Source organism: Martinezella calliandrae (genome assembly GCF_030272695.1).
Taxonomy (GTDB): domain Bacteria; phylum Pseudomonadota; class Alphaproteobacteria; order Rhizobiales; family Rhizobiaceae; genus Rhizobium; species Rhizobium calliandrae.
Map to the genome: position 1 here is coordinate 135,800 of NZ_JARFYN010000011.1, position 9,853 is coordinate 145,652.

The 9,853-nt window shown below is 56.6% G+C and carries 11 protein-coding genes and 3 pseudogenes; 6 read left to right on the plus strand and 8 right to left on the minus strand.

Going from position 1 to position 9,853, the window contains the following annotated elements; translation table 11 throughout:
- Positions 1-62: 62 nt before the first annotated feature.
- From PY650_RS37130 to PY650_RS11345, 3 genes and pseudogenes are all read right to left on the minus strand, one after another.
- Positions 63-497: a hypothetical protein gene (locus PY650_RS37130; RefSeq protein WP_349644491.1), complete on the minus strand. Its 435-nt coding sequence runs from the start codon at positions 495-497 to the stop codon at positions 63-65.
- Positions 433-1,098, minus strand: a pseudogene (locus PY650_RS37135) (chemotaxis protein CheB). The gene PY650_RS37130 and the pseudogene PY650_RS37135 overlap by 65 nt, the downstream one beginning before the upstream one ends.
- Positions 1,099-1,137: 39 nt before the next feature.
- Positions 1,138-1,443: a DUF982 domain-containing protein gene (locus PY650_RS11345; RefSeq protein ID WP_285879317.1), complete on the minus strand. Its 306-nt coding sequence runs from the start codon at positions 1,441-1,443 to the stop codon at positions 1,138-1,140.
- Positions 1,444-2,336: 893 nt separating this feature from the next.
- Here PY650_RS11345 and PY650_RS11355 point away from each other — a divergent pair.
- Positions 2,337-2,840, plus strand: a complete 504-nt coding sequence (locus PY650_RS11355) for a sigma-70 family RNA polymerase sigma factor (protein ID WP_285879319.1) — start codon at positions 2,337-2,339, stop codon at positions 2,838-2,840.
- Positions 2,841-2,929: 89 nt separating this feature from the next.
- Here PY650_RS11355 and PY650_RS11360 read toward each other — a convergent pair whose 3' ends face one another.
- Positions 2,930-3,184, minus strand: a complete 255-nt coding sequence (locus PY650_RS11360; protein ID WP_285879321.1) for a response regulator — start codon at positions 3,182-3,184, stop codon at positions 2,930-2,932.
- Positions 3,185-3,395: 211 nt separating this feature from the next.
- Between PY650_RS11360 and PY650_RS11365 the strand changes: the two are divergent.
- Positions 3,396-3,621, plus strand: a pseudogene (locus tag PY650_RS11365) (metallophosphoesterase family protein); the annotation flags it as partial.
- 58 nt (positions 3,622-3,679) lie between these two features.
- Here PY650_RS11365 and PY650_RS11370 read toward each other — a convergent pair.
- On the minus strand, positions 3,680-4,717 hold the full coding sequence (locus PY650_RS11370) for a DNA topoisomerase IB (protein WP_285879322.1): 1,038 nt from the start codon (positions 4,715-4,717) through the stop codon (positions 3,680-3,682).
- A 127-nt stretch (positions 4,718-4,844) separates the two neighbouring features.
- Positions 4,845-5,047: pseudogene (locus tag PY650_RS37370) on the minus strand (hypothetical protein).
- A gap of 98 nt (positions 5,048-5,145) precedes the next feature.
- Between PY650_RS37370 and PY650_RS11375 the strand changes: the two are divergent.
- The gene (locus PY650_RS11375) at positions 5,146-5,607 is read left to right on the plus strand and encodes a thiamine pyrophosphate-dependent enzyme (RefSeq protein ID WP_432761515.1); all 462 of its coding nucleotides are present in this window, start codon (positions 5,146-5,148) and stop codon (positions 5,605-5,607) included.
- 175 nt (positions 5,608-5,782) lie between these two features.
- On the opposite strand, the gene PY650_RS11380 is transcribed toward PY650_RS11375, so the two are convergent.
- On the minus strand, positions 5,783-6,220 hold the full coding sequence (locus tag PY650_RS11380) for a PPC domain-containing DNA-binding protein (RefSeq protein ID WP_285879324.1): 438 nt from the start codon (positions 6,218-6,220) through the stop codon (positions 5,783-5,785).
- Positions 6,221-6,405: 185 nt separating this feature from the next.
- On the opposite strand from PY650_RS11380, the gene PY650_RS11385 reads away from it, so the two are divergent.
- The 3 genes from PY650_RS11385 (at position 6,406) to PY650_RS11395 (ending at position 9,635) form a co-directional block, all read left to right on the plus strand.
- Positions 6,406-7,263 (plus strand): SDR family oxidoreductase, encoded by an 858-nt coding sequence (locus tag PY650_RS11385; protein ID WP_285879326.1) that lies wholly within the window; start codon positions 6,406-6,408, stop codon positions 7,261-7,263.
- A gap of 360 nt (positions 7,264-7,623) precedes the next feature.
- Positions 7,624-7,869 (plus strand): hypothetical protein, encoded by a 246-nt coding sequence (locus tag PY650_RS11390; protein WP_285879328.1) that lies wholly within the window; start codon positions 7,624-7,626, stop codon positions 7,867-7,869.
- 683 nt (positions 7,870-8,552) lie between these two features.
- A complete protein-coding gene (locus PY650_RS11395; RefSeq protein ID WP_432761519.1) occupies positions 8,553-9,635 on the plus strand; it encodes a YihY/virulence factor BrkB family protein in 1,083 nt (360 codons plus the stop codon).
- A gap of 126 nt (positions 9,636-9,761) precedes the next feature.
- Here the strand turns inward: PY650_RS11395 and PY650_RS11400 are convergent.
- The coding region (locus PY650_RS11400) for a L,D-transpeptidase family protein (protein ID WP_285879340.1) at positions 9,762-9,853 on the minus strand (92 nt) is incomplete at its 5' end.

Here is a 9,853-nt window from a genome sequence, read left to right on the forward strand (position 1 = left end):
CCGATAATCGCTTTTTCTTCCAGCCTTGAAGAATGGCGGCGCGCAAGATTTCTGCATATTTTCTATATTCCGCGGCTCGTTCCTCGTGCATCTGCCGCATTTTTCGTTATGCGACCCACGAGCCCGGCCCGCTCGTTGATGATGCGCAATGCAACCCGCATCGCATCATCGACGTCACCTTGCTGTTGTGCCATCAGTGTGGCGGACGTATAGCCGTGCCCGACTTGGCAGCGAAATCGCAAAGGATGGCGCTGCCGCACCTCTGACAGAACACCTCCATACTCAAGACATGTCAATGGCGAGAGCTCGCCAATTTGTTTGACAAGCGCCGGGTCGGTCTTGCGGCCGGCGGCGATCGCCACTTCGATGCGGATGTCAATTGGTACCGCCATTGCAGGCCCTGGCGGCTGTTCGGCGAAATGAATGATTGCGTCAGCAAGACTGTCTGCCGGCGCACTGAGATCCACTGGGGTCGTCTCGAGCGCCGCCAGTGGCAATATCAGGCGACGATGCATCTTTGGGGGCCTGAACCAAGGCTATTCCACCGCATATTTTGATTGCACCTAAACCGGAGGCGCCGTCGTTCATCGTGCCGCTCAAGATGACACCGATTCATCGCGGTCCGCAGCATAGGACGGCCGAGTGCAAGAGGGGATCGATTAAGGGGCGAACAAGATTTTCTTTCGGTCCGTTGCCGAGTAACAGCTTTTCGCCGGTGATCAGCAGGTGATGATCGGATGGCGCGACGTATACCTGCCCCACGCTAACAACTTCGCCATCTTCGGCCTTTTTGACCGGCAGGCCTCCTGAAGCTTGGGCGAGGGCGTTCGAAATGCCCGATCCTTCGGTCGACACATGAAGGACAACCAGCACGGCGGCTCTGAGGTCGGCCGGCAGTCTCGACAATATGGTTCGTAGAGGGGCCGAAGAGCCCGCAGATCCGCCGATGTCGACGATGTCGCGGTTGGCCATGCTACCTCCTTGTTCCCATGGAACCGGTCGCAGCTGCCCTTGTTCTGCCCGGACCCATGCAGAAGGTGGCACTGGAAGGGTAGCACGATAGGGCAGCGTAGACAGCAAATGCGTGCATAGCATCATCTTCGCCGACTACCATAGACGCGCGCTTCTTTCGCGTTATCAGTGTCTCCGCGGCAGGCAATGAAAGGCGTGCTCTCGAAGATCATCAAGTGAATCCGGCTTGATGTAAATCCGTGCCCTACGTGCTGCTCGGATAAAAGCGTCGCGAGCCGTACGTGCGGAGAGATTGCCTTCAATGGCCGAAAGGCAGATCTTGATCGCAGCCGTATAGTGGTCGTCTTCCTCGCCCGGCCACCCGTCCATCAGACAGTCGACCGCGTCGATAGTGTTTTTTATCTCGCGGAATTGTCCGATACCCCTGAGCTCCAATAGGACGGATCTCTCCCAGTCTCCCTTTTCTGTCATGCGCCACCTCCGGCGTATCCAAACCAAAAGCCGGCGGCAATGTTCCCGCCGCCGGGAAAAGGGTCTTATGCGCGTGGAGAGACGCAGATCGGTGAGAGTCTGCATACCATTCAAAGACGGACGTCCAAGCGGAATGCCACAAGACGTCGTGACTGGATTTCTCAATGCCCGACAACCAGGCCCGCGGCCGCCCGGTCGGGCTCACAAAACCGGCGGATTGCTGGTTGCCGACGATGTCGGGAATTCCGTCTGGCGCATCACCTCTGCTCATCAGTGATGATCTGTGAATGACAACCGGTTTCAAGCCTTATCAATGGCTGGATCTACTGTCGAAGATAAGGAACCGGCCGCCGCATCCCTTAAAGACTGCGGCATTGCCTTGGGTGTCTTTGCCACTTCTCCAGGGTCGAGGTAATGCGCCGGAACGCGCAACACCGATCGCATCGCCTTTTCAGGGTGCATGTTGGTTAATTCCGCGCGGGATCACGGCCGGCGCAACCCTGCAACGATTATATTTTACCCAGCCCGCAAAATCCTAGACGCGACTTGAGGGTTAGATCGGAGAGGTCTGTCGACAGATATTAGAATGCAAAAAATTTCGTTGACGAGGTCGGAACAAGCCGCGGGCAGCCTCGTTCATAAGAAAAATAAAGAAGAGCGCTTGACAAAGTCGCCTGGTGTTCGCGGATTCTTGCGAGCGGGAGAAAAATGCGGGCGAAGACTCGCAGTCATTCGTTCTTCATCATGACCGTCAAATAGAAAACCGATCACGGCATGACCATGATCCGGCGGCATCCGTCGGACACGCATACGGTCGTGCGCGGGACTGTCGAGCGTCTCGAACCTGGTGGAATCAGGCTCGTTTCTCTTGAAAAAGCATGTAGGAGGAGGCCGTGACTGACAAGAGCCGATCTGCTTGCCTGCAGGACGAAATTGTAGAGCTCATCCCGGCGCTTCGAGCTTTCGCCAAGACATTCCATAAAAGTGCGGCAGACGCCGATGATCTTGTTCAGGAAACCTTGGCAAAAGCTCTCGGGAACCTTGAGCAATTTGATCAAGGTACCCGTCTCAAATCCTGGCTGTTCACCATTATGCGCAATACGTTCTGTACGAAGTTCCGGATCGCCAAGCGCGAGGCGCCGGGAAATCAGAAATGCGTCTCAGGCATCGGCGTGGAACCGCCATCACAAGAGTGGACCATTCGCGCCAAAGAATTGGAACGCGCCTGCAACCAGCTCGCCGAGCCTTATCGCGCCGTTCTTGAGTACGTCGTCATTGAGGGCCGCTCCTATGATGATGCTGCCGCAAAATTTGGGTGTGCGATCGGCACAGTGAAAAGCCGCATTAATCGAGCGCGGCGGCAGCTTGCAGCCCAACTGGGCGAGGAGATCAACTAGGCGCTTATTTCGAATTTCGATCGTGTCTGGGTGTGGGCCTTCCCTCGCCGAAAAGCACGCGAGCGATGTGGTCGAGTTCAATAGGCTTCCTACAAGGGACGAAGCCGATAAAGCCGGCCGCGAGATCTTGCTGATCGGGCGCAAAGCGCGAAGATATATGGAATACCGCTGGCTTCGAGCGCCTCCGCTACAGGGAAAATTGCCTGGCCACCGAACTTCAAATCGAGAATTGCGCCGTCGACCTCGCCCTTGCCAATGGGTGCGAGCGTGTCCTCTACACTGGTGACGGGTCCTATGATCGAGGCGCCAAGCTCGTCTAGCTTTTGCCGCAGTTTCTTGGTCACAAAATCCCTTTCTTCGACCATAAGAAGTCTTTGGCCGTCGAACATGAGACCGTGGTTATTTGTCAGCCTCTTCACCAAATTCGTAAGCAGACACTGACCTCGGAAGACGCGCTAAGGAAGGCATCATGAATTCGTCCAAGCATAGGAAGACTGTGAAGCCAACCGATCGCATCTCGCCGACGATCCCTGAGTGATCCGAACGAGATCTCGGTCACCGATGCCCGAAACAGTGAAAGGCGAACCGCCAAAGATCTTTCCGTTTCTTGGATCGTCCCGTCTTGCCGAGACGATTGATCGTTTCAAAGTCGATGCTGTCGTTCATGGTCATGTGCATCGGGGAATCTACCAAGGTCACACCCCTGGGGAGTCTGGTCTTTAACGTCACCGTCAATGTCGAAAAGCCGACTGGGAAATCCTATGCATTGCTGGAGATTTAACGATTGCGCGATGGTCAATTTTACGAAAGGTTAGGTCCGCGAGCAAAATTTCTTCACTTTAGGATGGAAGCCGATCTGATTTTTCCAGCCAATGCAGCACCGCCATTTCATTCTCGTCCATCCATTTGCGAAATTCGGCTTTCATGCGCTTCCTTGCGCGGATCCCTGCGAGATTGCCGGTTTCGAAGTCCTCGAACACGCGGGGATGAATATAGGATCGCCGGCAGACGGCACGCGTGTTGACCAGTCTTTGAGCGACATCGTCGATCACACTGTTGATCTGCCTTGCCCGTGTCGCGGCGCTGTCGGCTGGCTTGATTTGCGCCAGGGCCGATGCCGCCATGCATGTGGCGCCCCAGATGCGAAATTGGCGGGTGCTGAAATCGCCACCCGCGGTCTCGCGGATATAGGCGTTGACATCCTGAGAGCGTATCGGATGGCGCAGGCCATCTTCGTCCAAATATTGAAATAGCTGCTGGCCGGGCAATTCCTGAAGCACGCGTATGGCGCCGATGATGCGCCGATCATTATATTGTAGCCGCCATTCCTTGCCGGATTTCCCCTTGAAATGAAAGTAGATGTTTGAACCGGCCAGCTTGACGTGTCGGTTGCGCAGGGTCGTCAGCCCATAAGAGCCGTTTTCGGTGGCATAGACCTCATTGCCGACACGGATGTAAAGTCTGTCCATCAGCCGAATGACGGTTGCCAGACCCTTGGCAAGCCCCGGCCGGCGTCGGCGAAGATCGAGGTCGGTTTGTCGCCTGATGTCCGGCAGCGCTTTCGCAAATTCCGCCAGATGCGCAAACTTTTCCCGATCCCTTTCCTCGACCCAGCGCGGGTGATAGCGATATTGCTTGCGTCCCTTGGCGTCGCGGCCAACGGCTTGCAGATGCGAATTCGGGTCTGGCGAGATGACGACGTCGGTATAGGCCGGCGGTATCGCAAGCTCAGCATAACGGGCAAGCTCGCTTTCCTCCGTGATCCTCCCGCCGGCCTCGTCGTAATAAAGAAAGCCGTTTCGAGACTTTCTGCGTCGGATGCCGCTCTCCAATCCCGCAAGATAAACGATGCCGGAGTTGTTTTCGGTTTCATCCATCATACGCACCACAGCAAGCCCGTCGAATAGCGGCGGCATCAAACCACAGTGATCGGGGAACGTTATTTTTCAGCCTTAGTTCCGTAGAGCTCAAGATCCACGCAGCCGTGCGAAAGCGATCATTCAATCAGTTATCCCCCTTTTGCTTCAACCCATCCGTTACTCTGCGCTTACGGGGATGATTGACGTTTTCGTCATTGGCGTCGCGCGCGGCTTCACCGCTGTCCTTGGCCGGAAGGTAGCCTGCCGGTTTCGATCCGGCGGGTCCTTCCGAGCGCGGTGATTGGTCCGTTGTCCCCGGAGCGCGTCCTTGGGTTGCTGGTGTTTCATCGTCGACCTCCTATGTTTTCGACCTAACCTCGGGATCGAGACCATGTTCCGGCTAAAGGCGCTGTCGGCAGTGGCACACTGTCGCTACGCATCGCACATTGGGTGTCGGCGATGGTCAAAACTTTCACGAGGAGCTGACGTTTGATGCGGCGAGGCATGATGGCTTCACTTTCGGGGGTGCGGCCGTTCCCTATGCGATCGCCGCCAAATTTGCCTGGCCCGATCGAGCGGTCGTTGGTCTGGTCGGCGACGGGGCGACGCAGATGAACAATATGGCGGAACTGATCACCGTCGACAAATATTGGAAGACCTGGAGCGACCCCCGCTTCGTCATCTGCGTGTTCAACAATGAGGACCTTAACCAGGTGACATGGGAGCAGTGCGTCATGGCAGGCGATCCTAAGTTCGATGCATCGCAGCGTATTCCCGATGTCGCTTATCACCGTTTCGCCGAGCTGATCGGACTGAAGGGTATTTTCGTCGACCGGCCCGAAGATGTCGGGCAGGCCTGGGATGAGGCGCTTATAGCGGGGAGAGCGGTGGTCTTGGAAGTCAAGTGATCCGGAGGTACCCCCGATACCGCCGCATCTTACCTTCGAGCAGATGCGCCATCTTACAGCGGCGTTGATGAAAGGGGATCCTCAGGAAAGCGGCGTCGTCAAGGGCACGGCCCGACAACTGCTCGACGCCATTTTGCCGGGACGCGGAAACTGACAAGACGCAGCATTTGATTGCTCAAAGCTCGATGAGGGCGATGCCGAGATCCTTGCGGTGGCGGCGGCGCAAGTACGCCGGTGTCTCGATGATGGTCACTTCCAATGTCGGATAAACGATGCCGTCGAGGAAGTGACCGCCGCGCGTGGAGCCATCCTTTAGGCCCAGAACGGCATGAAGGTGCAGGCTCGCCTTGCCGTCGTCCCCGGCGGCAATATCGCCAAGAAGGCTCAGGACCTCACATTGCTCCGCGACCGGAATCTTACGGTAGCTGCGGCTTGCGATATCGAACCAGCCGACCGTCGCTTTTTCAAAAGCGCCGATCGCGGTGACCGATGCGGCGGTCATCTCATAGGTCGTTGCGAAGTTGCTGAGGGTAGAGAAAGCCTCTTCTTTCGCATCGAGCACAACGACGTACGTGCGTTGACCGTCTGTCTCGTTGATCTGTGCGAAATTCATGGCAATGACCTCGCTGTGCCTGTTGCCGCGCTGGAACTGAACATGGTTTAGAACCGTGGCGCGACCGGAAGGTTCCTGAAAATGGGTGGGGGGACATTTTTCTTGTTACCTGCAATTTTGCTGTTTTCGGGAACCAAGCCGAGGGCAGGTGGTTGGGGATGGGAGTTCACCTCAAGGAGGAAGCCATGGCCACCCATCCGACGCCCCCATATCCGTCACAACAGCAGCCGATGCCCGGCCATACCGCCGCCATGCAGCCGGTGCCGGATCATGGGGAAAAGTCCTACCGAGGCTCGGGCCGGCTCATCGGCAAGAAGGCGATCATCACCGGCGGCGACAGCGGTATCGGCCGCGCAGTTGCCATCGCCTTTGCGCGTGAAGGCGCCGACGTCCTCATTGCTTATCTGGATGAAGACGATGACGCGGAAGAAACCCGGCGCTGGGTGGAGGACGCGGGACGCAAGGCAGTTCTCGTTCCCGGCGATATCCAGGACCCTCAACATTGCCGCACAATCGTCGATGAGGCGGTTTCTCAACTCGGCGGGATCGACATTCTCGTCAACAATGCCGCCCATCAGGCAAGCTTTCACGACATTGGCGATATTAGCGACGGCGAATGGGAACTGACCTTCAAGGTCAATATTCATGCTATGTTTTATCTGACCAAAGCCGCCATTCCGCATATGAAACCGGGAAGCGCCATCATCAACACCGCCTCGATCAATTCGGACAATCCCAATCCCACATTGCTTGCCTATGCCACAACCAAGGGCGCCATCCAGAATTTCACCGCCGGTCTCGCGCAGATGCTTGCTGAGAAGGGGATCCGCGCCAATGCCGTAGCGCCCGGCCCCATCTGGACGCCACTCATTCCTTCCACCATGCCCAAAGAGGCGGTTGAGAATTTCGGGAAGCAGGTCCCTATGAAGCGGCCGGGGCAACCTGCCGAACTTGCGACGACCTATGTGATGCTCGCCGATCCGATGTCTAGCTACGTCTCCGGAGCTACGGTCGCCGTGACGGGAGGCAAACCGATCCTATAGGGACGGGCTCTCTGTAATATCAGGAGATGCACATGGACGCCTATGGACGATATTGCAAGGGTACCGCTCCACCCGGCTTCATAGCGGATTTATCCGCAAAGTTGCGAGGCCGGGCGGAGGCAGCCCGAAACAAGATAGTTTGGGGTGCAGCCCTCAAACTACGCAGAGTTGCCAGTATCCGCTGGAATCCGGCATGGGGCATCCACGATGGGCTACCAGTATGTGTGGGGCTGCGGTATTTCGGCCGAATTTGCGCTGCTTATCGCGGCCACGTGCACGCATCCTCGTTCTTAAGATGTGCGAAAATTCCACCCGCTAGCAGCTTGTTTCAAAACATGCGGTACCGTTCAGGAGACAGCTATGACCAGAACCTTTGATCTCTCCAACTTTTCCGATGAGGAACTGACTTCCTTGATCGAAGAGGCGACGACCTTGCGAGACATTAGGCGGGAGAGCCGTGATCGTGAGCCTGCAATAGGTGCGGACGGCTCGAAAGGCCAGGATGTACGGGACCCGGACCACGGGGCCGTTCCTACGCCGACCCCGCGCGACGTTAAGGAAGAGGGGCCATCCCACGGGGCGCCAGATAAATCCTCCGGGGCCTGACCTGAAGGCGGGCAATCCCTTCGTTGCAGTAGTCTAAAAGCGGCGCAGATCACACTCAGGAATCATGCAAAAGCCGAGACAGAATAGCCGATATTGTCTCCGTGAGCTGACTTGAAGCCAAAAATACGTACACCGAAGGTGCTGTCGGAGCGCGCGACGTATGGCGGGATGTTACGTCTATTCGACGAAACGCTCGCGAGTGTGGCTGCTTCAAGGCATGAAAGATGAAACCTTCAGGAGGCTCGGGATATCATATTGAAACTAAGCCATTGCCGTCATTGGTTTTCAGCACGACGGCCTTTCGGAATAGCGGAAAAAGACAGCGCCGCACTGGCACCCGCGTGGCCTGTCGGCGGTTGAGTCTGCCGAAATTGTGCTCAACCGAATGCGCATGAAGCTGAAGAAGCACGGACAGGCTCCCCTCCAGTCAGCACCGTGGAGGCTCGCGCGAGCAAGGCACATCGGCAAAGGCGCGCAGAAGGCTAGGAGCATTTAGCGAATATGTGTGCTTTGAGATACTTTGAGATAGACGAGGGGCGTTGTTCTGTCGCCGAACGACAGGGCGATCGCAAGCACTCATCCCAGTGACCCTAGCGGACACCTTCTGGCGAATGTTTTTCTCGTTGGTCGATGCATCTTCCGGCGATACCACGCGTTTTGCAGGAAGCGCCCGGGAGAAAAATATGTTCGCTCAAAAATCTGCACGAATCCCGATCCAAAGTTTTGTGCTGTTGGCGATCGCTTTCCTTGGCGCGTTTATGTTCGTCAGCAACGGCCGCACCGGGTCAAGGCAGACCAAGCCGCGTATTGCTGCGACTGCGGACGCTCGTGGCCGGCACGCCAATGTCCCGGAGCAACTGCCAATAAGTGGCTTGCGCGACGTATTCTGGCGCGTCGTCAGTGAGGTCTCGGACGATCGAGTTACCTTGATTGCGGCGGGCGTGACCTTCTATCTTCTCCTCGCCACCTTTCCTGCACTCACCGCGCTCGTGTCGTTATACGGTCTCGTTGCCGATCCGACGACCATCTCTGAGCATTTGCGTGTACTGCTGGGCGTCCTGCCGCCGGGCGCATTCGAGTTGATTTCGGAGCAACTCACGGCATTGACCGCCAAACCGCATGGAACGCTGGGGTTCACGTTCTTTGTGAGCTTCGCGATGGCACTCTGGAGCACTCATGGTGGCACGCTGGCGCTCTTCGATGCAATGAATGTTGCCTATGAGGAGACGGAAAAGCGAGGTTATATTCGGCTTAATATCATCGCCTTGTGTTTCACACTTTGTGCAATGGTCTCGGCGGCCGCCGTCATTGGGCTCGTTGCTATCCTCCCATTGCTGCTGAACTTTTTATGGTTGAGCAGCTATCAGGAGGAATTGGCCTTGCTGGGGCGATGGCCCGCCTTGTTGTTACTCGTAACTTCGGCGATCTTAGCCATCTATCGCTTCGGACCGAGCCGTGAGCCCGCGCGATTGCGATGGATGACCTGGGGCGCGCTGCTGACTGTGCTTGCCTGGCTAGCTATGTCTTTTGCATTTTCCTTCTATCTCAGCCATTTCGCAAACTACAACGCCACATATGGCACGCTCGGCGCGCTGATCGGATTTCTGATCTGGACATGGCTGTCAGCGACCATCTTGATCATTGGAGCGGAGTTGAACGCAGAGTTGGAACGTCAAACCGAGAAAGATTCGACGACAGGCGCACCGCGCCCTATGGGTGCCCGAGGCGCATATGTCGCCGATACGGTTGGTGAAGCGGCAGATTGAGGCACCTACACTGAGCGCCACTCAGGTTGTGCCTGACTGCGACCACACCACCATTGTGAGGAATGACTGCCAGACTTTCAAATCTATTTCACTGGGCTCTGCCCGCGCCGCGGCCGCGCGCGACGATCAGTCGACAAATTCGACGACCACGCCGGGCTTGACCATTCCGGCCAATTCTTCGACATCCCAGTTTGTCAGTCGGACACATCCGTGAGAAC